The 24,114-nt window shown below is 63.0% G+C and carries 20 protein-coding genes; 12 read left to right on the top strand and 8 right to left on the bottom strand.

Features of this window, described 5'->3' with window-relative positions:
- The first annotated feature begins 239 nt into the window (after positions 1 to 239).
- Genes PF66_RS15155 through PF66_RS15145 form a run of 3 tightly spaced genes read left to right on the top strand, consistent with a single transcriptional unit; the run spans position 240 to position 5,729 of the window.
- Positions 240 to 1,979, top strand: a complete 1,740-nt coding sequence (locus tag PF66_RS15155) for a type I secretion system permease/ATPase (RefSeq protein WP_054057124.1) — start codon at positions 240 to 242, stop codon at positions 1,977 to 1,979.
- The gene (locus PF66_RS15150) at positions 1,976 to 3,289 is read left to right on the top strand and encodes an HlyD family type I secretion periplasmic adaptor subunit (RefSeq protein WP_054063112.1); all 1,314 of its coding nucleotides are present in this window, start codon (positions 1,976 to 1,978) and stop codon (positions 3,287 to 3,289) included. Before PF66_RS15155 ends, PF66_RS15150 begins: the two co-directional genes overlap by 4 nt.
- Positions 3,290 to 3,344: 55 nt before the next feature.
- The gene (locus tag PF66_RS15145; protein WP_054063111.1) at positions 3,345 to 5,729 is read left to right on the top strand and encodes a beta strand repeat-containing protein; all 2,385 of its coding nucleotides are present in this window, start codon (positions 3,345 to 3,347) and stop codon (positions 5,727 to 5,729) included.
- Between the two features lie 188 nt (positions 5,730 to 5,917).
- On the opposite strand, the gene PF66_RS15140 is transcribed toward PF66_RS15145, so the two are convergent.
- The gene (locus PF66_RS15140) at positions 5,918 to 8,827 is read right to left on the bottom strand and encodes a ribonucleoside-diphosphate reductase subunit alpha (RefSeq protein ID WP_054057126.1); all 2,910 of its coding nucleotides are present in this window, start codon (positions 8,825 to 8,827) and stop codon (positions 5,918 to 5,920) included.
- A 737-nt stretch (positions 8,828 to 9,564) separates the two neighbouring features.
- On the opposite strand from PF66_RS15140, the gene PF66_RS15135 reads away from it, so the two are divergent.
- The gene (locus PF66_RS15135; RefSeq protein ID WP_054057127.1) at positions 9,565 to 10,287 is read left to right on the top strand and encodes a response regulator; all 723 of its coding nucleotides are present in this window, start codon (positions 9,565 to 9,567) and stop codon (positions 10,285 to 10,287) included.
- The gene (locus PF66_RS15130) at positions 10,284 to 11,894 is read left to right on the top strand and encodes an ATP-binding protein (RefSeq protein ID WP_054063110.1); all 1,611 of its coding nucleotides are present in this window, start codon (positions 10,284 to 10,286) and stop codon (positions 11,892 to 11,894) included. Before PF66_RS15135 ends, PF66_RS15130 begins: the two co-directional genes overlap by 4 nt.
- A gap of 15 nt (positions 11,895 to 11,909) precedes the next feature.
- On the opposite strand, the gene PF66_RS15125 is transcribed toward PF66_RS15130, so the two are convergent.
- Positions 11,910 to 12,635: a 4'-phosphopantetheinyl transferase family protein gene (locus PF66_RS15125; protein ID WP_054063109.1), complete on the bottom strand. Its 726-nt coding sequence runs from the start codon at positions 12,633 to 12,635 to the stop codon at positions 11,910 to 11,912.
- A 212-nt stretch (positions 12,636 to 12,847) separates the two neighbouring features.
- On the opposite strand from PF66_RS15125, the gene PF66_RS15120 reads away from it, so the two are divergent.
- Together PF66_RS15120 and PF66_RS15115 are read left to right on the top strand one after the other, a co-directional pair.
- On the top strand, positions 12,848 to 13,525 hold the full coding sequence (locus PF66_RS15120; RefSeq protein WP_054057130.1) for a response regulator: 678 nt from the start codon (positions 12,848 to 12,850) through the stop codon (positions 13,523 to 13,525).
- Positions 13,522 to 14,871: an ATP-binding protein gene (locus tag PF66_RS15115; RefSeq protein WP_054057131.1), complete on the top strand. Its 1,350-nt coding sequence runs from the start codon at positions 13,522 to 13,524 to the stop codon at positions 14,869 to 14,871. The genes PF66_RS15120 and PF66_RS15115 overlap by 4 nt, the downstream gene beginning before the upstream one ends.
- A 4-nt stretch (positions 14,872 to 14,875) precedes the next feature.
- On the opposite strand, the gene PF66_RS15110 is transcribed toward PF66_RS15115, so the two are convergent.
- Positions 14,876 to 15,874, bottom strand: a complete 999-nt coding sequence (locus PF66_RS15110) for an AraC family transcriptional regulator (RefSeq protein ID WP_054057132.1) — start codon at positions 15,872 to 15,874, stop codon at positions 14,876 to 14,878.
- A 333-nt stretch (positions 15,875 to 16,207) separates the two neighbouring features.
- Here PF66_RS15110 and PF66_RS15105 point away from each other — a divergent pair, with 333 nt between their 5' ends.
- On the top strand, positions 16,208 to 17,539 hold the full coding sequence (locus PF66_RS15105) for a dicarboxylate/amino acid:cation symporter (protein WP_054057133.1): 1,332 nt from the start codon (positions 16,208 to 16,210) through the stop codon (positions 17,537 to 17,539).
- Positions 17,540 to 17,692: 153 nt separating this feature from the next.
- On the top strand, positions 17,693 to 18,910 hold the full coding sequence (locus tag PF66_RS15100) for a CaiB/BaiF CoA transferase family protein (RefSeq protein ID WP_054057134.1): 1,218 nt from the start codon (positions 17,693 to 17,695) through the stop codon (positions 18,908 to 18,910).
- Positions 18,911 to 18,983: 73 nt separating this feature from the next.
- On the opposite strand, the gene PF66_RS15095 is transcribed toward PF66_RS15100, so the two are convergent.
- Together PF66_RS15095 and PF66_RS15090 are read right to left on the bottom strand one after the other, a co-directional pair.
- A complete protein-coding gene (locus PF66_RS15095; protein ID WP_081009854.1) occupies positions 18,984 to 19,487 on the bottom strand; it encodes a SprT family zinc-dependent metalloprotease in 504 nt (167 codons plus the stop codon).
- Positions 19,488 to 19,609: 122 nt separating this feature from the next.
- Entirely contained in the window at positions 19,610 to 20,212 is a 603-nt protein-coding gene (locus PF66_RS15090) for a Yip1 family protein (RefSeq protein ID WP_054057135.1), read from the bottom strand.
- A gap of 400 nt (positions 20,213 to 20,612) precedes the next feature.
- Between PF66_RS15090 and ttcA the strand changes: the two genes are divergently transcribed.
- Together ttcA and PF66_RS15080 are read left to right on the top strand one after the other, a co-directional pair.
- Positions 20,613 to 21,437, top strand: coding sequence for a tRNA 2-thiocytidine(32) synthetase TtcA (gene ttcA, locus PF66_RS15085; RefSeq protein ID WP_017902139.1), 825 nt, complete (start codon positions 20,613 to 20,615; stop codon positions 21,435 to 21,437).
- Between the two features lie 10 nt (positions 21,438 to 21,447).
- Complete coding sequence (locus tag PF66_RS15080) at positions 21,448 to 22,119, top strand: DNA-3-methyladenine glycosylase I (protein ID WP_054057136.1); 672 nt, start codon at positions 21,448 to 21,450, stop codon at positions 22,117 to 22,119.
- Between the two features lie 21 nt (positions 22,120 to 22,140).
- Here the strand turns inward: PF66_RS15080 and PF66_RS15075 are convergent, their stop codons facing one another.
- From PF66_RS15075 to arsC, 3 genes are read right to left on the bottom strand one after another with little or no spacing between them, the layout of a single operon-like run.
- Entirely contained in the window at positions 22,141 to 22,566 is a 426-nt protein-coding gene (locus tag PF66_RS15075) for a DUF2069 domain-containing protein (protein WP_054057137.1), read from the bottom strand.
- On the bottom strand, positions 22,559 to 23,164 hold the full coding sequence (gene wrbA / locus PF66_RS15070) for an NAD(P)H:quinone oxidoreductase (protein WP_054057138.1): 606 nt from the start codon (positions 23,162 to 23,164) through the stop codon (positions 22,559 to 22,561). Before wrbA ends, PF66_RS15075 begins: the two co-directional genes overlap by 8 nt.
- Complete coding sequence (arsC, locus tag PF66_RS15065) at positions 23,161 to 23,514, bottom strand: arsenate reductase (glutaredoxin) (protein ID WP_054057139.1); 354 nt, start codon at positions 23,512 to 23,514, stop codon at positions 23,161 to 23,163. Before arsC ends, wrbA begins: the two co-directional genes overlap by 4 nt.
- A gap of 115 nt (positions 23,515 to 23,629) precedes the next feature.
- Here arsC and PF66_RS15060 point away from each other — a divergent pair, with 115 nt between their 5' ends.
- Positions 23,630 to 24,091 (top strand): TlpA disulfide reductase family protein, encoded by a 462-nt coding sequence (locus PF66_RS15060; RefSeq protein ID WP_054057140.1) that lies wholly within the window; start codon positions 23,630 to 23,632, stop codon positions 24,089 to 24,091.
- Positions 24,092 to 24,114: the final 23 nt, after the last annotated feature.

The following is a 24,114-nucleotide window of genomic DNA, read 5'->3' as shown; positions in this document are numbered from 1 at the left end:
CTTTTTCGGTGTCTCGCCAATCCGGCGCCCTTGGGCGCCGGATTTTTTTTGCCTGATTGTTGCGTTGACTCAGTTTGCAACTCTTTTCCTGCGCGCACCCCGACAAGCTGGTGCAGAACTTGCTCGCACTGCCTGCGCTAACGAACGACGTCAAGTTTTCGTTATATCAGCATCATCAGGGCAGAGCTTTCGTTCTGACTGCATGGACGCTATGCAAGCTCACAGGGACGGAAGAAGAATTGAAGAGAAGTCACGCCCTCAATACGCCTGTCGTTTCGGCGTCGTTGAAAACCCTCCTGCGTAAAAGCCTGATCGGCGCTGCGCTGTTTTCCGGTGTCATCAATATCCTGGCCTTGGCCGGCCCGTTGTTCATGTTGGAAGTGTACGACCGGGTCATTCCCAGCCGGAGCATTCCGACGTTGGTGGCGCTGGCGTTGTTGGTGTTGGGGGTGTACGGATTTTCAGGCCTGCTGGATATTGTCCGCTCCCGCCTGATGGTGCGGATTGCCTCCGCCTTCGATCTGGCCCTGTCTCCCCGGGTGTTCAAGGTGATTGCGGGGGTATCGCTGAAAACGGCGATTACCGGCGACGCCCTCAAGCCCGCTCAGGAAATGGATCAGATTCGCGGGTTCATTGGCGGCCCGGGACTGGTGACATTTTTTGATTTGCCCTGGATGCCGGTGTACCTGGCCGTCTGCTTCTACATTCACCCACTGTTCGGCCTGCTGACCAGTGGGCTGGTCATCGTGCTGGTGGCGCTGACCTTCATCACCGATCGGCAGTCCCGACAATTGGCGCAAGCCTGCGCCGAGGCGCAGAACAAACGCAATTACCTGGGGCAGCAGGCGCACCAGAATGCCGAGGCGCTGGCGGCCATGGGCATGGCGCAACGTACCTCGGCGCTCTGGCAGGCACATCACTCGACCTACAGCACGCTGCAACGCCAGACTGTCGACATCGGCTCTTTTTTCGGTGGAATCTCCAAGTCCCTGCGTCATCTGGTCCAGTCCGGCTCCCTGGCGCTGGGTGCCTACCTGGTGATCCAGGGCGACCTGAGCGGCGGCACCATCGTGGCGGCCTCGATCATCGTGTCGCGAACCCTGGCACCGGCCGAGCAGGTGATTGCCACCTGGCGCAGCCTGCTGGCCGCCCATCTGGCCTGGAAGCGGCTGCTCGAAGTGTTTGCCCTGTTTCCCGAGGAGCCGAGCAAGACCGAATTGCCGGCGGCACATCGCACACTTCAGGTCGACAGCCTCTTTACCGCACCACCGGGCAGCCAGCGCCTGACCTTGCAGAACGTCAGTTTCGCGATCGCGGCGGGGAGCGCGATGGGGGTCGTGGGGCCGAGTGCTTCCGGTAAGTCGTCACTGGCCCGCGCCCTGGTTGGCGCCTGGCCCGCGGCTCGTGGCCAGGTCAAGTTGGACGGTGCACCCCTGGAGCTGCTGAGCGAGCAGTCCAGGGGCAAGCTCATCGGCTACCTGCCGCAAAGCGTCGGGCTGTTCAGCGGCACCGTCGCCGAGAACATCGCGCGGCTGGATCCGCAGGCCGATGACCGGTCCATTGTCTCGGCAGCGCAACTGGCGGGCGTGCATGAGCTGATCCTGCAATTACCCGAAGGCTATCAAACCCAGGTCGGCGAGGGCGGGCTCAACCTGTCGGCGGGGCAGCGCCAGCGGATCGCGCTGGCCCGGGCGTTGTTCGGCGATCCGTTTCTGGTGGTGCTCGACGAGCCTAACTCCAATCTCGATGCCGAGGGGGAGCAGGCCCTGTCGCGGGCCATCCTGTCGATCAAGGCACGCGGCGGTATTGTCGTGGTGATTGCCCATCGCACCAGCATTCTGTCGGTCATCGACCAGGTCCTGATTCTGGAGCATGGCGTTCAGGCGGCATTTGGCGCCAGGGACGCGGTTCTCAGAAAACCGTCGGCACCGGTACCTCGGCCGACGGCCAGCGTCGTGGAAATGGGAGTTGCCCAATGACCGTTCATGATCAGGAAAACAGCCTGGCCGGTTCGTTGAACCGACATCTTCGTCTCGGCGCTGTCAGCCTGCTGGTCCTCCTGGGCGGCGGGTTGGGGTGGGCAATCAGTACCGACCTGTCCGGTGCGGTGATCGCTGCCGGCAGCGTGGCGGTGGAAAGCAACGTCAAGAAAATCCAGCACCCCACGGGCGGTATCGTCGCTGAACTGCTGGTCAGCGAAGGCCAGCAGGTCCGCGCGGGGGACGTGCTGATCCGGCTCGATGCGACGCTGCCGAAAGTTGGCGAGGCCATCGTCTCCAAGTCGCTGAGTCAGGCCCTGGCGCGCCAGGCGCGCCTGGAGGCCGAGCGTGATGGCGCGGCTGATCTGGTGACGCCGGCGTCGCTGATCAACCGTCTGGGGGCCGACGCCGCGCAGGCATTGATGAGCAGTGAGCAGCGGCTGTTCGAGGACCGGCGTTCGTCCCGCGAAGGGCAGAAAAAGCAGTTGCGTGAGCGAATCCGGCAACTCAACGAGACGATTGCCGGCCATGACCTCCAGCAGAAAACCAAGACCGAAGAAATCGAGTTGATCGACAAGGAGTACCAGGCTGTCCGCAAACTCTTCGAGAAAGGGATGATGACCATCGACCGCGTCAACACCCTGGCCCGTGGCATCGCCCGTTTGCGCGGAGAGCGTGGGCAACTGATTGCGTCCATTGCCGAAGCCCGCGGCAAGATTGCCGAGACCGAGCTGCAGCGCCTGCAGATCGACCAGAGTTTCCGTAGCGAGGTGTCCCTGGAACTGCGCGAGCTCGAAGCCCGACAGGGTGAATTGGTCGAGCGCGATATCGCCGCCAATGACCAGCTCAAGCGCATCGATATCACCGCCCCGGTTTCCGGGCGGGTCCAGCAATTGGCCGTGCATACCCTGGGTGGGGTGATTTCGCCGGCGGAAAACCTGATGCAGATCGTGCCGGCCGACGATGAGCTGCTGGTCGAGGCGCGCATCAGTGCCCAAGACATCGACCAGGTATCGCTGGGGCAGGATGCGGTGCTGCGGCTCAGCGCCTTCAATCGCAGCACGACGCCGGAGTTGAAGGGGCAGGTGGTCCGGCTATCGGCGGATCTGGTCCAGGACGAACGCACTGGCATGGGCTTCTATCGAGCCGGGATCAAAATACCGCACAGCGAACTGACGCAACTGCAAGGGCTGACCCTCGTACCCGGAATGCCGGTGGAATCGATGATCCAGACCGGCACACGCAGCGTCATTTCCTATCTGCTCAAACCTATCAGTGATCATGCCCAGCGCGCCTTCCGCGAAGGATGAAGAACAAACGAGTTCACCGTGGTACCCATGACTCAACAAGGAGCAAGGAAGAAAAATGGCAGTGATCAACGGAACATCAGGAGCGGATACGCTGGTAGGAACGACAGGAGCCGATGAGCTGTATGGCTTCGCCGGGAACGACTCGCTGGATGGCGGGGCGGGCAATGATCTGCTTGATGGAGGGGCTGGAGCGGATGTTCTGAATGGTGGGGCGGGAACCGATACTGCTTCGTATGCCAATTCGACTGCTGGGGTGACGGTCAACCTGGTTACAGGGACGGGGGTTGGTGGTGATGCGCAGGGCGATACCTTGATGGGTATCGAGAGAGTGGTGGGCTCTGCGTTCAACGACACGCTGACCGCCCAGGCCAATGGGCACAGCCTAGTGGGCGGTCAGGGCAACGACACCTACTTCGTTAACGGCACTGGCGTCTCGGTAGTCGAAGCCGCAGGTGAGGGTGACGATGAAATCAGGACCACGTTGAGCACCCTGAGCCTGGCAGCGAACGTCGAGCGGCTGACCTACACCGGTACCGGCAACTTCGTCGGTTACGGCAACGGCCTGGACAACATCATCACTGGCGGCGCGGGCAACGATATCCTGCTGGGTGGTGCCGGCGCCGACCAGTTCATCGGTGGCGCGGGGATCGATACCGTCAGCTACACCGACGGTAACAGCGTCACGATCAACACCAAGACCGGTATCCATACAGGCATCGCGGCAGGCGACACCTATGTGGGTATTGAAAACATCCAGGGCTCGAACACCAACGACACCTTTATCAGCGGCGCGGCTGCCGACCAGTTCGATGGCGCGTCGGGTACCGACACGATCGACTACTCCGGTTCGGCCTCCGCCGTAACGGTGAGCCTGGTCAACGGCAGCGTGGGCAGTGGTGGCGATGCCGAAGGCGACAAGCTGTCGAACTTCGAAAGGGTGATCGGCTCGGACTTCAACGACACGCTGACGGCGCAAACATCCGGCCACACCTTGGCCGGTGGTGCAGGGGATGACGTCTACATCATCAACGGGAGCAACGTGTTCGTCACCGAACTGGCCGATGGTGGCGACGATGAGATGCGCACGGCGCTGAGCACCCTGAGCCTGGCAGCGAACGTCGAGCGGCTGACCTACACCGGTACCGGCAACTTCGTCGGTTACGGCAACGGCCTGGACAACATCATCACTGGCGGCGCGGGCAACGATATCCTGCTGGGTGGTGCCGGCGCCGACCTTTTCATCGGTGGCGCAGGTACCGACACGGTTAGTTACGGTGACAGCACCCAAGGTGTGACCATCAACATGCAGACGGGCATCAATACCGGCATTGCGGCGGGTGATACCTACGACAGTATCGAGGTGATCCAGGGTTCCAGCTACTCCGACGTCTTTGTCGGCAGTTCGGGAGTGGACCGTTTTAACGGCGGCGCCGGCATGGACATGCTCAGCTTCGCCAGCGAGACCTCCGGCATCGTGCTCGACCTGAGCACACCCGTGCTGACCGGTATCGCCGCAGGCGACACCTATACCTCCATCGAGATTTTCCAGGGTACTGACCAGGCCGATACCTTCACGGGCAGCCTGGCCAATGCCGAAAACTTCATTGGCGGAGTGGGTGCCGATACCTTCAACGGTATGGGACGCGGGGACGGTGCCTGGTACCTGACCAGCAGCGATGCAGTCCAGATCGACCTGCAAAACGGCACCGCTTCCGGTGGCGATGCCCAGGGCGATGTGCTCAACAACATCGACAACCTGATGGGCTCGGACTTCGATGACACGCTGACTGGCAACGCCTATTCCAACAGGCTGGAGGGCGGCGCGGGTAACGACACCCTCTACGGCGGGGACGGCAACGACTTCATCTATGGTGGCACCAGTACCGATACCTCGGCTGTGAAACCGGCATCGGGCCTGAATACTGCCCAAGCCGACATGCTCTACGGCGGCAATGGCAACGACACCATGGTCAGCAGCACCAACGACACCGGAAGTATCCTGTATGGCGAGGCCGGCAGCGACAACATCACGGTGTATTCGGGTGTCGCTATCGGCGGTGATGGCAACGATACCCTGAGTGGTCTCGGTTATGGCTATGAGCTTCACGGGGGAGAAGGCTTCGACACGCTCAACCTGCACAACTCCGGGGACGCTTACGGTGGTGAAGGCGGCGATGCCTATATCGTCTACTCGAAAACCATGGTGGCCATCCTCGACACCGGTACCTCGGGTGTCGATACGGTGACACTGAAGAACATCCAGAGTGTCAGTGATGTCCAGGTCGTCAGGACGGACCTGGGGGCCTATATCTTCTCGGCGACCGACGTGAAGAATGGCAACCTGGATTCGGGGGTTTTCCTGAAGGACTGGTACAGCGGCAGTAACACGATCGAGCTGTTCTACACCAATAATGGAGAGTCGTTCACCCTTCCGGTTTGACAGGCAATAAGCGAAGTCCGCAGTCAGGGGCTTTTCTGAGGTAAAAAACGGCACTCCCGGCTTATCACCGGGGGTGCCGTTTTTCATGGCTTGTGAAAATTCCCAATGGGCAAAAGAAAACCCCCGCCAGATCCAGGACCTGGCGGGGGTTTCTCAGGCTCGCGCCGTTAGGCGCTCACCCGCTCGGCTTATTGGCAAGCTTCGCAATCCGGCTCGTCGATGGCGCAAGCCTTCGGTACTGGAGCCGGGCCGGCTGGCGCAGCCGCCGCAGCGGGAGCTGCCAGGACCGAGTCGTCGCCGTGGTTGCCGCCGCTGGAAACAGCGTTCAGCTTGCCGGTGTTGATGGTCGACTTCTCGGTGCTGGTCGCGGCCAGGGCACGGAGGTAGTAGGTGGTCTTCAGGCCACGGTACCAGGCCATGCGGTAGGTCACGTCCAGCTTCTTGCCCGAGGCGCCGGCGATGTACAGGTTCAGCGACTGAGCCTGGTCGATCCACTTCTGGCGACGGCTGGCGGCGTCGACGATCCACTTGGTTTCCACTTCGAACGCGGTCGCATAGAGCGCCTTGAGCTCCTGTGGAATACGCTCGATCTGCTGTACCGAACCGTCGTAGTACTTCAGGTCGTTGATCATCACCGAGTCCCACAGGCCGCGGGCCTTCAGGTCGCGAACCAGGTACGGGTTGATCACGGTGAATTCGCCCGACAGGTTCGATTTCACGTACAGGTTCTGGTAGGTCGGTTCGATCGACTGCGATACGCCGGTGATGTTGGCGATAGTCGCGGTCGGTGCGATGGCCATGATGTTCGAGTTGCGGATACCTTTCTGCACGCGGGCACGTACCGGCGCCCAGTCCAGGGTTTCGTTCAGGTCGACATCGATGTACTTCTGGCCACGGGCCTCGATCAGGATCTGTTGCGAATCCAGCGGCAGGATGCCCTTGGACCACAGCGAGCCCTGGAAGGTCTCGTAGGCGCCACGCTCGTCGGCCAGGTCGCAGGAAGCCTGGATCGCGTAGTAGCTGACCGCTTCCATCGACTGGTCGGCGAACTGCACGGCAGCATCGGAACCGTAAGGGATGTGCTGCAGGTACAGCGCGTCCTGGAAGCCCATGATGCCCAGGCCGACCGGACGGTGCTTGAGGTTGGAGTTCTTCGCCTGTGGCACCGAGTAGTAGTTGATGTCGATGACGTTATCGAGCATGCGTACGGCGGTGTTCACGGTGCGCTGCAGCTTGGCGGTGTCCAACTGGCCGTTGACGATATGGTTCGGCAGGTTGATCGAGCCCAGGTTGCAGACGGCGATTTCGTCCTTGTTGGTGTTCAGGGTGATCTCGGTGCACAGGTTCGAGCTGTGGACCACGCCCACGTGCTGCTGCGGGCTGCGCAGGTTGCACGGGTCCTTGAAGGTCAGCCATGGGTGGCCGGTCTCGAACAGCATCGAGAGCATCTTGCGCCACAGGTCCTTGGCCTGGACCACCTTGAACAGCTTGATCTTGTTGTACTCGGTCAGGGCTTCGTAGTACTCGTAGCGCTCTTCGAAGGCCTTGCCGGTCAGGTCGTGCAGGTCCGGCACTTCCGATGGCGAGAACAGGGTCCACTTGCCGTCGTCGAAGACACGCTTCATGAACAGGTCGGGGATCCAGTTGGCGGTGTTCATGTCGTGGGTACGACGACGATCGTCACCGGTGTTCTTGCGCAGCTCGATGAACTCTTCGATGTCCATGTGCCAGGTTTCCAGGTAGGCACAGACCGCGCCCTTGCGCTTGCCGCCCTGGTTGACCGCCACGGCGGTGTCGTTGACCACTTTCAGGAACGGCACGACGCCCTGGGACTTGCCGTTGGTGCCCTTGATGTACGAACCCAGCGCGCGGACCGGTGTCCAGTCGTTGCCCAGGCCGCCGGCGAATTTCGACAGCATGGCGTTGTCGTGGATCGCGCCGTAGATGCCCGACAGGTCGTCCGGCACGGTGGTCAGGTAGCAGCTCGACAGCTGTGGACGCAGGGTACCGGCGTTGAACAGGGTCGGGGTGGAAGCCATGTAGTCGAAGGACGACAGCAGGTTGTAGAACTCGATGGCGCGCTCTTCACGCTGCTTCTCTTCGATCGCCAGGCCCATGGCCACGCGCATGAAGAAGATCTGCGGCAGTTCGAAGCGGATACCGTCCTTGTGGATGAAGTAACGGTCGTACAGGGTCTGCAGGCCCAGGTAGGTGAACTGCTGGTCGCGCTCGTGGTTGATCGCCTTGCCCAGCTTCTCCAGGTCGAACTCGGCCAGTACCGGGTTCAGCAGTTCGAACTCGATGCCCTTGGCGACGTAGGCCGGCAGGGCCTTGGCGTACAGGTCGGCCATCTCGTGGTGGGTGGCGCTTTCGGCCACGCCGAGGAAGCCCAGGGCTTCGGCGCGCAGGGTGTCCATCAGCAGGCGGGCGGTCACGAACGAGTAGTTCGGCTCGCGCTCCACCAGGGTGCGGGCGGTCATCACCAGGGCGGTGTTGACGTCTTTGAGGGCCACGCCGTCGTAGAGGTTCTTCAGGGTTTCGCGCTGGATCAGGTCGCCGTCGACCTCTTCCAGGCTTTCGCAGGCTTCGCTGACGATGGTGCTCAGGCGGCCCATGTCCAGTGGTGCTAGGCTGCCGTCGGCGCGGGTGATGCGAATCGACGGGTGAGCGTTGACCGGCTCTTCGGCCGGCGCGCGGGTGGCGCGTTCCTTGGCACGCGAGTCACGGTAGATCACGTAGTCGCGGGCGACTTTCTGCTCGCCGGCACGCATCAGGGCCAGTTCGACCTGGTCCTGGATTTCCTCGATGTGGATGGTGCCGCCCGAAGGCATGCGGCGCTTGAAGGTGGCGGTGACCTGTTCGGTCAGGCGCGCCACGGTGTCGTGAATGCGCGACGAGGCAGCGGCGGTGCCGCCTTCAACTGCAAGGAACGCTTTGGTGATGGCGACGGTGATCTTGTCATCGGTGTAAGGAACGACAGTGCCGTTACGCTTGATCACGCGCAGTTGGCCTGGCGCGGTGGCGGACAGATCCAGATTCGAATCGGAAGCCTGCGGCACAGTGCCCTGCGGGTTCTCGCGAGTTGTGTCGGTTTGCATGGGTGTCTCCACGTTCTTTATGTTTGTTTGGGCACCATGACGGTGCCCACCGTTCCGTCCTGAAGCACTACAACCGACGAGTGTCGTCGGGCATAACCACTTCGGGACAGTAGGAAGGGGGCTTTTGGCTCCGCTTCCTTGCCGAAGTTTCGCTGGCAGCGGGTCAGCGACCCGCTGCCGAATTCCTGGTGGTTGACAGCTTGCTACTGCAACACCCGTACCGTTTTCCCGCGCAACAGGGGGAAAAGGCTGCCATCCGCAGGCGCGGTTTGGTCTTCGAAAAATCTGTTTAGTTCAACCCCTCGGGAGCAAGAAAAAAGCTTGAGTTTTTCGTCCGAAATATGTTGGGGCTTGAGGTGGAGAAACCCTAGATGTAGGGTTTTTTTTCCACGGGGGTACAAGATAATGCGTTTTTGGGGGGGATTGCAACGGACTACCTGTGGATAAGACTGTGCGTAATTTGTGTATGAAAGGCTGAAGTCGCGCGTAGGCCGCAGCAGCACTGCATCGGACCGTTTGTCACTGTTTTTTACCGCCTGCAAACGTCCGTGACGGATTTTTGCGGGCGCGAACCCTATCACAGAAAAAGCCTGTTACCGAGTGCTGATTCAAGCCTGTGTGCTATTGCCGCACCGTTGCTACAATCGGCCGGTCACATGCTTTGATCATCCGCCCGAATCATTACAAAAAGACGGGCGGAGCCTTTCCCAACCGATATGCGTACGTAGAGGTAGCCCGTGGAGCAAGAGGCCTGGCAGGTATTGATAGTCGAGGATGACGAGCGTCTGGCCGAACTGACCCGCGAGTACCTCGAGGGCAATGGCTTGCGGGTTTCCATCGAGGGCAACGGCGCCCTGGCGGTCGAGCGGATCGTGCGCGAGCAGCCGGACCTGGTGATCCTCGACCTGATGCTGCCCGGCGAGGACGGCCTGAGCATCTGCCGCAGGGTCCGTGATACGTATGACGGGGTGATCCTCATGCTCACCGCGCGTACCGACGACCTCGACCAGATCCAGGGCCTGGACCTGGGCGCCGACGACTACGTCTGCAAGCCCGTACGCCCGCGCCTGCTGCTGGCGCGGATCCAGGCGTTGCTGCGGCGCAGCGAGCCGTCCGAGAGCGCCACGCCGCCGGTCCGCCGCCTCCAGTTCGGCCCGCTGGTGATCGATGAGGCCCTGCGCGAGGCCTGGTTGGACCAGGCCGGCATCGAACTGACCAGTGCCGAATTCGACCTGCTGTGGCTGCTGGTGGCCAACGCCGGGCGGATTCTGTCCCGGGAAGAGATCTTCACCGCGCTGAGGGGGATCGGCTACGACGGCCAGGACCGCTCCATCGATGTGCGCATTTCGCGCATCCGCCCGAAGATCGGTGATGACCCCGAACACCCGCGGCTGATCAAGACCATTCGCAGCAAGGGCTATCTGTTCGTGCCGGAAGCGGCGGCAGAACGGGTCCTGTGAACTCGATCTTCCTGCGCATCTATGGCGGCATGTGTGCCGCCCTGGTGCTGGTGGCGCTGCTTGGCGTGCTGGCCTTTCACCTGCTCAACGAGGTGCGTGGCGAGCAGTACCGCGAGCGGCTGGCCCACGGGACCTTTTCACTGATGGCCGACAACCTGCAGCCGATGGCCGACATTGAGCGTCGTCGGGCCCTGGTGGTGTGGGAGCGCCTGCTGGGTATCCCGCTGTCGCTGCAGTCGATCAGTGCCGCCGGCCTCGATCTCGGGCAGCGCACCCGGGTGCTGCGCGGCCAGGCCCTGGTGGTACAGAGCGGCCCGCATGCCGCGCGGGTCTACCGCCTGATCAGTGAGCAGGAGCAGTTGCTGCTGGCCGGGGACGTCCAGCAGATCAGCGAGCAACTGGCGCGGGCCACCATCTATCTGCTGGCCGATGAGCTGGTGCGCTACCCGGTCGCCGCGCAGCCGGCCCGCCTGGCCGCCTTGAAGACGGACAAGGGCTTCGGCTTCGACATGCGCCTGGTGGGGCTCGACCGGGCGGACATGGATGAGGACCAGCGCCGGCGCATCACCGAGGGTGATACGGTCATGGCCCTGGGCAAGGGCGGTGATTCGATCCGGGTATTTGCCGGGGTGGCGGGAACGCCCTGGGTCCTGGAGATCGGCCCGCTGTACCAGATGAACCCTTATCCGCCGCAGTGGCTGGTGCTGATCGCGGTGCTGGGGCTGAGCCTGATCGGCCTGATCGTCTACCTGCTGGTCCGCCAGTTGGAGCGGCGCTTGCGTGGCCTGGCCTCGGCCGCCACGCGAATCGCCCAGGGCAGCCTGGAAACCCGCGTCCCGGCCGGCGGTGCGGATTCCATCGGGCGCCTGGCCGGGGCCTTCAATGACATGGCCGAACACCTGCAACGTTCGCTGATGATCCAGCGCGAGCTGGTGCGGGCGGTCTCCCATGAGCTGCGTACGCCGGTGGCGCGCCTGCGTTTCGGCCTGGAAATGGTCGGGGATGCGGCCACCGAGCAGGCCCGCGTCAAATACCTGGAAGGGATGGACAACGATATCCAGGATCTGGATCGCCTGGTGGATGAGATGCTCACCTATGCGCGGCTGGAGCAGGGCTCGCCGGCGCTGAACTTCCAGCGTATCGACCTCGATGCCATGGTCAACCAGGTGATCGGCGAGCTGGCGCCGTTGCGCGCCGAGGTCCGGGTTTCACGGGGCATCTGCCTGTCGGCGGCAGACTGTGACGACGCCTGGGTCGAGGCCGAGCCGCGCTACCTGCACCGGGCGCTGCAGAACCTGGTCACGAATGCCATGCGCCATGCGCAGTCGCAGGTCAGCATCAGTTACCAGGTGGGGCAACTGCGTTGCCGGATCGATGTCGAGGATGACGGTCCCGGCGTACCGGAGAGTGCCTGGGAGCGGATCTTCACCCCGTTCATGCGCCTGGACAACAGCCGTACGCGGGCTTCGGGCGGGCATGGGCTGGGGTTGTCGATCGTCCGGCGGATCATTCACTGGCACGATGGGCGGGCGCTGATCGGCAAGAGCAAGAACCTGGGCGGGGCCTGTTTCAGCCTGAGCTGGCCGCGGCATCAGGAGAAAGGCTGAGGAGCACCGCCGGATTCAGGCCGCAATGCTGACCAGGCTCAGCAGATGTTCCCCTTGCACCACGTACTGGGCATCCAGCTCGGTACCCTGGCGCCATTCGCCGGAGAGGTCGGTCAGCAGGCGCATCCGCACCTGCCCCCGTGTGTCCCACTCCAGCACTTCGGCGTGCTCGAAATAGAAACGCTGCAGTACCAGCGGGTACAGCGCCTTGAACAGGCTTTCCTTGACCGAGAAGGTCAGGGTCACCGCCAGGGAGACCCGTTCGGCGGGGCCAGCCGCCAGGCGTTGCAACTCGTCCGGCGTGAGGATTTCGCCGGCCAGGCGTTCGGCCCGTTCGTGGGGCAACAGGTTTTCCAGGTCCATCCCCAGGCCGCGCCAGTGCTGTTTGTCGGCGACGATGGCGGCGGCCCGCCCGGTGCCATGGGTGATCGAGCCACAGGCATGGCCTGGCCAGACGGGGGCGCGGTCTTCCCCGATGGCCGGTACGCAGTCGGTGCCGTCCAGCTTCAACAGCGCGGCGCGGGCGCAGATGCGACCGGCGAGGAATTCGGCCTGGCGCTTGGCAACCGAGCGCTGGATACTCGCGGGCGCCGTGATCCGGCTGCGCTGGAAGTCGTCCGGCGCCAGTCGTGTCGGGTCGAAGTGGGTGCCCAGCAGCACGCTGTGGGGCACGGCCACGGGCAGCGGCCAATGGTCGTCGAGTGGTGTGCAGCAGGCGGGGAGGATATGGGGTGGATTCATGCCGGACATTCTGCCGGCTCGGGCCGGGGCTGGATAGTGGCGAATTCGATTCGGGCTGTGTTCAGGGGGAGTTCAGGGCCACTTGGGTACCCTGTAACGGTGATGATGCGCCGGGTCTGCAAGTGCTGGTTGGCCGTATCTTTTACGAAACACTTTGGCAGAACTGAGTTACCGTTAGTGGTGATGCAATGCCCGTATCGTTGGAGAGCGTTATGAAGTTGCTGGTGGTAGAAGATGAGGCGTTGCTGCGCCATCACTTGCAGACCCGGCTGACCGACAGCGGCCATGTGGTCGAGGCGGTGGGCAATGCCGATGAGGCGCTGTACCAGACCGAACAGTTCAATCATGACCTGGCGGTGATCGATCTTGGCCTGCCCGGCATGGGCGGGCTGGACCTGATCCGCCAGTTGCGCACCCGTGGCAAGGCCTTCCCGATCCTGATCCTGACCGCTCGCGGCAATTGGCAGGACAAGGTCGAGGGGCTGGCCGCCGGGGCCGATGACTATGTGGTCAAGCCTTTCCAGTTCGAGGAGCTGGAGGCGCGGATGAACGCCTTGCTGCGGCGCTCCAGCGGCTTTACCCAGTCGACCATCACCGCCGGTCCCCTGTTGCTCGACCTCAACCGCAAGCAGGCCTCGCTCGATGAGCAGCCGCTGGCCCTGACGGCCTATGAGTACCGGATCCTCGAGTACCTGATGCGCCACCATCAGCAGGTGGTCGCCAAGGACCGTCTGATGGAACAGTTGTACCCGGATGACGATGAGCGTGATCCGAACGTGATCGAGGTGCTGGTCGGTCGCCTGCGGCGCAAGCTGGAGGGGCCGGTCGGCTTCAAGCCGATCGATACCGTGCGTGGCCTGGGCTACATGTTCAACGAGCGCTGCCGATGATTCGTTCGCTACGGGTGCGGCTGATGCTGGCCGCCACGACCCTGGCGATTCTGTTCATGCTGGCGCTGCTGCCCGCGATGCAGGGGGCCTTCAGTCTGGCCTTGCAGGACGCTATCGAGCAGCGGCTGGCCTCGGATGTCACCACGCTGATTTCCGCGGCGCGGGTGGACAACAAGAAGCAACTGCAGATGCCCACCCTGCTGCCCGACGAGCAGTTCAACCTGCCGGACAGTCGCCTGCTCGGTTATATCTACGACCGCGACGGTCGCCTGGTCTGGCGCTCGCGGGCGACCCAGGAAGAGAACATCAACTACAAACCGCGTTATGACGGCCGGGGCAACGAATTCGCGAAGATCCGCGAAGACAACGGCAACGAGTTCTTCGTCTATGACGTCGAGGTCAAGCTGCTGGGCGGCAAGAGCGCGGCCTACAGCTTCGTCGCCCTGCAGCCGATGCGTGAATACAAGATGACCCTCGCCGGCCTGCGCGAGAAGCTCTACCTGGGCTTCGGCGCGGCGCTGTCGGTGCTGTTGGCGTTGCTGTGGATCGGTCTGACCTGGGGCCTGCGGGCGTTGCGGCGGCTGAGCCAGGAACTGGACGAGATCGAAAGCGGTGAACTGCAGAGCCTCAGCGAGGAGCATCCGCGCGAGCTGTTGCGCCTGACCGGCTCCCTCAACCGCCTGCTGCGTAGCGAGCGCGAGCAGCGCAGCCGCTATCGCGATTCCCTGGACGACCTGGCCCACAGCCTGAAAACGCCGCTGGCGGTGCTGCAAGGTGTCAGTGAGGGGATGGCGCAGCGTCCGCAGGACCGCGACCAGGCGTGGATCCTGCAAAGCCAGATCGAGCGCATGAACCAGCAGATCAGCTACCAGTTGCAGCGCGCCAGCCTGCGCAAGAGCGGCCTGGTGCGACATCAGGTCGAGCTGCGGCCGGTGCTCGACAGCCTCTGCAGCACCCTGGACAAGGTCTACCGTGACAAGCGGGTGCGGGTCGACATCGATGTGCCCGAGTTCAGCCATGTGCCGATCGAGCAGGGCGCCCTGCTGGAACTGCTCGGCAACCTGCTGGAAAACGCCTACCGGCTATGCCTGAGCCAGGTGCGCATCAGCCTGCGCCGTGGTTTGCAGGGGATCGAGGTGTATGTCGAGGACGATGGCCCCGGGGTGCCGCCGGACCAGCGGGCGCGGATTCTCCAGCGCGGCGAACGTCTGGATCGCCAGCATCCGGGGCAGGGGATCGGCCTGGCGGTGGTCAAGGACATCATCGAAAGCTACGACGCCGAGCTGACCCTGGGTGACTCACCCCTGGGGGGGGCATCGTTCCGCATCCACTTCCCGACGCCCTGATGGCCTACAACTCCTGGGCGCGATAGGCGCCCGGGGTCAGGCCGGTCCACTTCTTGAATGCCCGGTGAAACGCCGAGGGCTCGGAGAATCCCAGTTGCTCGGCGATCTGTTGCAACGACAGGTCGTTACGGCCCAGATGGTAGATGGCGATATCCCGCCGCAGTTGATCCTTGAGCTCCTGGAAGCGGGTGCCTTCCTCGCGCAGATGCCGTCGCAGGGTCTGGGCACTGATGTGCAGATGCTGGGCGACGGCCTCCAGGTCCGGCCAGCGGCTGGCGTCGCGGCTGAGCAGGCGGCGCAATTGACTGCTCAGGCTGTCGCCGTCATCGGGGCGGGCCAGCAGGTCGGCCGGGGCCCGCCGCAGAAACTGCTTGAGGGTCCGTTCGTCCTGCAACAACGGCATGCCCAGGTAACGGCTGCTGAAGAGCAGGCTGCTGGTGGGGGCGCAGAATTCCAGCGGGCAGGGGAACAGCAGGTCGTACTCGCTGGCATGGGCGGGACGCGGGTAGTGGAAAGTGGCCTGTTCCAGGCGGATGCGCTGGCCGACCAGCCAACTGCCGAGGCGATGCCAGATCACCAGCAGGCATTCGCAGAGGAAATGTTCCGGGTCCCAGAGATTCGAGGCATCCAGGCTCAGCCGGACCTTGTCGCCCTCGCGCGCAAGACTCAGCAGCGGCCCTTCGGGAAACAGCCGGTAGAACAGCAACCCGCGGTTGAGGGCCTTTTCCAGGTTGCTGCAATGGATCAGCGCGTGGCACATCATGGCGAAGGTGCCGCGCTGGCTGCGACTCTGGCCGAACCCCAGGTATTCGTCATCCAGTTCCAGCCACAGGCCTTGCAGCAACTGGGTGAACTGCTCCGGGGCCAGGCGTGCCTTGGGTTCGCTCAACAGCTCCGGGGCGATGCCCAGTCGTTGCAGCAAGCCCGAGTAGGCGTAGCCCCGGCGACGTGCGCCATCCAGGGCGGCATTGGCAAAGTGGCTGGCGATGCTGCGTTCACGCATGGGGCGGTCCATGTCCGTTGAATGGCGGATCTTAGTCAGGGATGTTGACGCGGAACAAGGCGGATATCCGCCAAAATCCATGGCTGCTGACAGTGGAAGGGCGGAAATCCGCCATCTATTCTGTAAGGGCTGGCTGACAGAAAACGACTGAAAGCCTGATGGCTAAAGGCTTTGACGGAATTTTCCGAAAGTGGCACGCGCTTTGCGATAGGGGAATGGTCTGCCCACGCAGTTCGACAAACAACAAATCCCTCCGGTGCAGGAGGGTTCGTGCTTCAGGTTGCGCATCTGTCAGATGGATGACAGCTGGGTGATCTCTTGAGGAACTTTGCAATGACGACTCGTCAGCCACTGTACAAATCGCTGTATTTCCAGGTCATCGTAGCGATCGCTATCGGTATCCTGCTCGGCCATTTCTACCCACAGACCGGCGTGGCCCTCAAGCCACTGGGTGACGGCTTTATCAAGCTGATCAAAATGGTCATCGCCCCCATCATCTTCTGCACCGTGGTCAGCGGTATCGCTGGCATGCAAAGCATGAAATCGGTCGGCAAGACCGGTGGTTATGCACTGCTCTACTTTGAAATCGTCTCGACCCTCGCTTTGCTGATCGGCCTGATCGTGGTCAACGTTGTCCAGCCGGGCAACGGCATGCACATCGACGTCGCCACCCTGGACGCCAAGAAAGTCGCTGCCTACGTCACTGCCGGTGCGGACCAGAGCGTGGTCGGCTTCATCCTGAACGTGATCCCGAACACCATCGTCGGTGCCTTCGCCAACGGCGACATCCTGCAGGTGCTGATGTTCTCGGTGATCTTCGGCTTCGCCCTGCATCGCCTGGGCGACTACGGCCGTCCGCTGCTGGACCTGATCGATCGCTTCGCCCACGCGATGTTCAACATCATCAACATGATCATGAAACTGGCGCCACTGGGCGCGCTGGGTGCCATGGCCTTCACCATCGGCGCCTATGGCGTGGGCTCGCTGGTGCAACTCGGCCAGCTGATGATCTGCTTCTACATCACCTGCGTGCTGTTCGTGCTGCTGGTGCTGGGCGCCATCTGCCGTGCCCACGGTTTCAGCGTGCTGAAGCTGGTTCGCTACATCCGTGAGGAACTGCTGATCGTACTGGGGACTTCCTCCTCGGAATCGGCCCTGCCACGCATGCTGGTGAAGATGGAGCGCCTGGGCGCGAAGAAATCGGTCGTGGGCCTGGTGATTCCAACCGGCTACTCGTTCAACCTCGACGGTACCTCGATCTACCTGACCATGGCGGCCGTGTTCATCGCCCAGGCGACCGACACCCACATGGACATCACTCACCAGATTACCCTGCTGCTGGTGCTGCTGCTGTCCTCCAAGGGCGCTGCTGGCGTGACCGGCAGTGGTTTCATCGTACTGGCCGCCACCCTGTCCGCCGTCGGCCACCTGCCGGTTGCCGGCCTGGCGCTGATCCTGGGTATCGACCGCTTCATGTCCGAAGCCCGTGCCCTGACCAACCTGGTGGGCAACGCGGTGGCGACCGTGGTCGTGGCCAAGTGGGTCAAGGAACTGGACGAAGACAAGCTGCACGCGGAACTGGCTTCCGGTGGTCGCGCGATCGAAGACGAGCGCACCCTGGACGACCTGGGCGTGGCCGAAGGCCAGGCGCCAAACGTCAAGTAAGCCTCTGCGCAAGTTGAAAGAACCCATCCTCGGATGGGTTTTTTCATGCCTGTCGATGAGCGTTTGCGTCAGTCTTCCCGAGCGTTGTGGTAATTGCCGTCGAGCCATCGGCTGCCTAGTCTTTGAGGCATCGCGCTGATCAGGTAGGTGGCTATGCGGGAATCCGTGCAAGAGACCGTGCAAGTGCCGGCAGCGGGCCCGCTGGCCTCGCTGAAGATTCTCGATTTCTCGACGCTGCTGCCGGGGCCGTTCGCCTCGTTGTTGCTGGCGGACATGGGCGCCGAGGTCCTGCGCATCGAATCGCCCACGCGCCAGGATCTGTTGCGGGTGCTGCCCCCTCACGACCAGGGTGTTGCCGCCAGCCATGCCTATCTCAATCGCAACAAACGCAGCCTGGCCCTGGATCTCAAGCAGGCCCAAGCGCGGGCGATCGTTCATCGACTGGTGCTCGAGTACGACATCCTGCTGGAGCAATTCCGTCCCGGTGTGATGGATCGCCTGGGCCTGGGCTATGAAGCGCTCAAGCGCCTCAATCCGCGGCTGATCTACGTGGCGATCACCGGCTACGGTCAGACCGGGCCCTATCGTGATCGCGCCGGGCATGACATCAACTACCTGGCATTGTCGGGGCTGGCCAGCTACACCGGGCGGGCGCAGGGCGGGCCCTTGCCGTTGGCAATGCAGGTGGCGGATGTGGCGGGGGGCTCCCTGCACGGGGTGGTCGGCTTGCTGGCGGCGGTGATCGCCCGGCAGCAGACGGGGCAGGGGCAGTACGTCGACGTGAGCATGACCGATTGCGCGTTCAGTCTGAATGCCTTGGCTGGCGCCGGTTTTCTGGCCTGTGGCGTCGAGCCGGGACGGGAGACGCAAGTGCTCAATGGTGGCAGTTTCTATGACTATTACCGCAGTCGTGACGGGCGCTGGTTTTCTGTCGGCAGTCTGGAACCGAACTTCATGAATGCGTTCTGTGGCGTGCTGGGGCGTCCGGAACTGGCCCGCCATGGGCTGTCGCCCGACCCTGCGCGACAACAGTGGCTCAAGCAGCAGTTGCAAGAGGAGTTCGAGAAGCATGACTACCAGGCGTTGTGCGGGTTGTTTGCCGGCATCGATGCCTGCGTCGAACCGGTGCTGGATCTGGCCGAGGCGGTCGAGCACCCGCAACTGAAGGCCCGGGGCGCCGTGGTGCAGGTGCCACGTGGAGAGGGCGGCAGCCAGGCGCAGATGGCGTGTCCGCTGAAGTTTTCCCAGGGGTTGCCGCAGCCCAGGCATATCGGGGCCGGCGTGGGCGAACATGGGGATGAAGTATTGCGTGGGCTGGGCTACAGCGACGAGGGGATCGTGGCGTTGCGCAGGGCGGGTGTGCTGGGCTGAGCCAGGGGAGGGGCCGTGCCGGCTTTTTCGCGGGCAAGCCCGCTTCCACAAGGGCCGGTGTTGGTCCTGCCGATTACTCGACGCGGACCTCGCCACTGAACACCAGCGTCTGCCGGCAGCGCCGACACAGATAACGGCGCCCCTGGCCGACCAGCCGATGGCGTTGGGCCGAGAAGGGGAAATCACTGTCGGCACAGGGGCAGCGATAGATGTAGCGGGTCACGCTGCGCCGTTGCACTTCATAGGTGTGGCAGCGGTTGGGCGGCAGTTCATAGACGCCGCGCATGATCAGTTGCCATTCCTCGCCATGGGGCTGGATACGGTCGCCGAACAGTTGGTGGGCAATCAGGTGGGCGACCTCGTGGGGTACGGTCTGGCGCAGGAAGTCCTCGCTGTTCTCCCGGTACAACTGTGGGTTGAAGCGCAGCAGGTTCTCGTGCAGGTGGGCGACACCGGCTTTCTGGCCCCGCAGCTTGAGACTGATGGTGGGGCGTTTGAAGGATCGTTTGAAAAAGGATTCGGCTTGCAGGAAACAGTCTTCGACGCGGGTATTGAGTTGCTCGGGCATGCTGTACATCTCTCTAGAGACGTGGAGTATGCCGCAAACCCCGGCGATTCCGAATCCGTCAGGCGCCGAATGGTCGTGCCGACATGAAGAGGCCGCCTTGCGGCGGCCCGTGTCGGCAGTTTTCTGGTTATTCAGTTGGTATAGACCGGGCCCACTCCCAGGCCCCAGACGACCACGGTGAAGGCCATGATCGCCACCAGCACGACCAGCCCGACGGCCAGTACCGAGCTGGAGAACAGGAAACCTTCGTCCGAAGGTATGTTCATGAACGTCGGCAGGCCGACGTACAGCAGATAGACGGTGTAGCAGATCGCCGCCGTGCCGACGATCATGCCCAGCCACATGTGCGGGTAGAGCGCTGCCAGGCCGCCGATGAACAGCGGGGTGGCGGTGTAAGTGGCAAAGGCGACGCAACGCGACAGAGTGGGGTTGGCGTCGTAGGTGCGGGCCATCCAGTGGATGAACGCGCCCATCACCGCCACCCCGGCAAGCATGGCCAGGTAGGACATGATGGTCATCCAGATCGCGCTTTCCTGGGTCAGCATGACCGGCGCCCGGTTGCCGATGACCCAGCCGACCCGGGTGGTGCCGATAAAGGCGGAGACCGCAGGGATCGCGGCAAGAATCAGGGTGTGGGTGAGGTACATGTGGCCGATGCTTTCCTCGGCGTCGCCACGGATCTCCCGCCATTCCTGATCAGGATGGGTGAACAGTCCCACAACGTGATGGATCATCTCAGTCACTCCTTTCGTTATTACCATCGCCCCCCAAACGGAGCGCCGGGACAGACGGCCAGAGTAATCGGAGGTCTGGATATGTCTGCGACCTTATGTCGCAGTATAGAAAGGGCTGGGGCCAATAAAACCGGGGTTTTAGAGCAAATCGCACTGTCGGTCGTGGCTGTAATCGCGTTGTAGCATTTGGTGAAGTACCCCAGAGGGCTTCGCGGGCAAGCCCGTACCCACAGGATCAGCGTTTCAGGGACTGCCAAGGCCTTGTGGGAGCGGGCTTGCCCGCTTGAGTGCAGCAAAAGCCCCGCCGGCAAGCCCGCGTCCGTCCGCTCCACTCCCACCCCGCTCGGTTTGTGCGTAAAATAGCCGCCTTTTTCGACACACCGCGCGGATTTCAAGGGCTATGGGCACTCTTTCGGTCAATCAGAACAAACTGCAGAAACGCCTTCGCCGGCAGGCGGGCGAGGCAGTCGCCGACTTCAACATGATCGAGGACGGTGACAAGGTGATGGTCTGCCTGTCGGGTGGCAAGGACAGCTACACCATGCTCGACGTTCTGATGCACCTGCAGAAAGTGGCGCCGATCAAGTTCGACATCGTGGCCGTGAACATGGACCAGAAGCAGCCCGGCTTCCCCGAGCACGTATTGCCCGCCTACCTGAAAGAGCTGGGGGTGGAGTATCACATCGTCGAGAAGGATACCTACTCGGTGGTCAAGGAGCTGGTACCGGAAGGCAAGACCACCTGCTCGCTGTGCTCGCGCCTGCGCCGTGGCACGCTGTATACCTTCGCCGACGAGATCGGTGCGACCAAGATGGCCCTGGGGCACCACCGCGACGATATCGTCGAGACCTTCTTCCTCAACATGTTCTACAACGGTTCGCTCAAGGCCATGCCGCCCAAGTTGCTGGCCGACGATGGCCGCAACGTGGTGATCCGGCCGCTGGCGTACTGCAGCGAGAAGGACATCCAGGCCTACTCGGACTTCAAGCAATTCCCGATCATTCCATGCAACCTCTGCGGTTCCCAGGAAAACCTGCAGCGCCAGGTGGTCAAGGAAATGCTGCAGGAGTGGGAGCGCAAGAACCCCGGCCGTACCGAGAACATCTTCCGCGGCCTGCAGAATGTCAGCCCGTCGCAACTGGCCGACCGCAACCTGTTCGATTTCGCCAGCCTGCGTATCGACGAGACCGCCGCCTCGCGTTTCGTCAATGTCGTGAACCTGTAAGGGAAGCGGCATGCGCGACTACAAGTGGCTGCACGAGTACTGCCTGAACCGCTTCGGTTCGGCAGCGGCGCTGGAGGCGCAACTGCCGGTGCCCCGGACCCCGGAGCAACTGCGTGCGCTAGGCGATGATCGCTACCTGTCGCTGATCGCCCTGCGGGTGTTCCGTGCCGGGCTCAAGCACAGCCTGGTGGACGCCAAGTGGCCGGCCTTCGAGCAGGTGTTCTTCGGCTTCGATCCGGAAAAGGTGGTGCTGATGGGCGCCGAGCACCTGGAACGGCTGATGCAGGACACGCGGATCATCCGTCACCTGGGCAAGCTCAAGAGCGTGCCGCGCAATGCGCAGATGGTGTTGGACGTGGCGAAGGAGAAGGGCAGCTTCGGCAACCTGATCGCCGACTGGCCGGTGACCGAGATCACCGGTCTGTGGAAGTACCTGGCCAGGCACGGGCATCAGCTCGGCGGCCTGTCGGCACCGCGGCTGCTGCGGATGGTCGGCAAGGACACCTTCGTGCCGAGCAATGACGTGGTGGCGGCGCTCAACGCCCAGGACATCATCGACAAGGTGCCGACCAGCCTGCGCGACCTGGCGATCGTCCAGGACGCCTTCAACCAGTGGCATGCCGAGAGTGGCCGACCGATGTGCCAGTTGTCGATGATGCTGGCGTTCACCGTCAACCACTGATCCTGCTCCCACAGCGTTTCACTAAGCCGTTTGTGGCAGGCCTTCCCCGGCCAGGCGCCGGTTCAACTGGTGGCGCCAGCGCACATACAGCATCGCGCTGCAGAACACTGCCAGGCTCGCGGCCATTTCCAGTACACCGAACACCTGCCGGTTCGGGTCGAAGGCCGCCAGCGCACCCTTGATGAAGTACAGGTTCACCACATAGCAGGTGAACGAGTGACCGCGGGCACTGCCGGTCAGCATCCCCGGTACCAGGGGCAGCAGCGGGACCAGTTCGATCAGCAGGATCACCCAGGGGCGGGCGCCGTGCAGGTCGGCGAATACCAGGTAATACAGGCACAGCAGACCGATCAAACCGAAGAAGCACGCCAGGGCCAGCCAGCGGCCGAACCTGACGCGCGGTTCCAGCCACTCCTGGCTGGGCAGTACCTTGGGCTTCCTAGCCACGACCTTTCTCCAGTTGCAACGCCGTCTTCGCCAGGCGCTGGCCGAGAGCGCGGCACAGGGCGATTTCATGTTCGTCCAGCGGGCGCTTGCCATCGCTGCCGGTGTGGTGGCTGGCACCGTAGGGCGTACCGCCGCCACGGGTATCGAGCAGTGCCGATTCGCTGTAGGGCAGGCCGGTGATCAGCATGCCGTGGTGCAGCAAGGGCAGCAGCATCGACAGCAGGGTGCTTTCCTGGCCGCCGTGCAGGCTGGAGGTCGAGGTGAACACCGCACCCGGCTTGCCCACCAGGGCGCCGGTCAGCCACAGGTTGCTGGTGCCGTCGATGAAGTACTTCAGCGGCGCCGCCATGTTGCCAAAGCGGGTCGGGCTGCCCAGCGCCAGGGCCGAACAGTGCTTCAGGTCGTCGAGGCTGGCATACAGCGCGCCTTCCTCGGGGATGGCCGGCGCCACCGCCTCGCATTCGCTGGAGATCGCCGGAACGGTGCGCAGGCGTGCCTCCAGGCCGGCCTGCTCGACGCCACGGGCAATCTGCCGGGCCATTTCGCGGGTGGAGCCGTTGCGGCTGTAGAACAGCACCAGAACGTACGGCTCGCTCACGGCAGGATCTCCAGTACCTTCTCCGGCGGCCGGCCAATGATGGCCTTGTCGCCAGCGACCAGGATCGGCCGTTCCATCAGCTTCGGATGGGCGGCAATGGCGGCGATCAATTGCTCCTCGCCGAGCTGGCTGTCGGCCAGGTTCAGGCTCTGGTACTCGTCTTCGCCGCTGCGCAGCAGTTGTCGGGCGCCGATGCCGAGCTTGCCCAGCAGGCTGCGCAACTGGGGCGCGTCGAGCGGGGTTTCCAGGTAGCGCACTACGGTCGGGGCCAGGCCACGGGCTTCGAGCAGTTCCAGCGCACCACGGGATTTCGAGCAGCGCGGGTTGTGATAGAGCGTCAGATCGGTCATGTGCGGGTCGCATCTTGCCTAAGGTGGCGGGTATTCTACCTGCCTGGCGAGCGCTCCTGAACCGTACGAGGTAAATGGTCGCAGTCGATGACTCATTTGACGGGGGATTGCACACATGGCAAGGCGATTGGCAGCCGTACTGGCGATGATGGGCGCGCTGCTGCTCAGCGGTTGCGGTAATGACTACGGGGTTGACCAGCACGGCCAGAAGGTGGCGGCCGAGCGCCTGGACAAGCACTGGAAGGTGGTCAACTACTGGGCGGAATGGTGCGGCCCGTGCCGCACCGAGATTCCCGAGCTCAACGCCCTCTCCGAACAGCTCAAGGAGCAATCGGTGGGTGTGTTCGGGGTCAACTTCGACGGTTTGCAGGGCGATGACCTGGCCAAGGCGGCCGAAGCGTTGGGGATCAGGTTCACGGTGCTGGCGCAGGACCCGGCGGATCTTTTCGAGCTGCCTCGCAGCGAGGCGTTGCCGGTGACCTACATCATCGACGACAAGGGCAAGGTGCGCGAGCAACTGATGGGCGAGCAGACCGCGGCCGGTGTGCTGGCGAAACTCAAGGCGCTCAAGGGCTGAGCGCTAACCCGGCAGACGTCACG

The sequence above is a fragment of the Pseudomonas asplenii genome, assembly GCF_001293465.1.
Lineage (GTDB): Bacteria > Pseudomonadota > Gammaproteobacteria > Pseudomonadales > Pseudomonadaceae > Aquipseudomonas > Aquipseudomonas fuscovaginae_B.
This window is presented reverse-complemented; position numbering and strand designations above follow the sequence as displayed.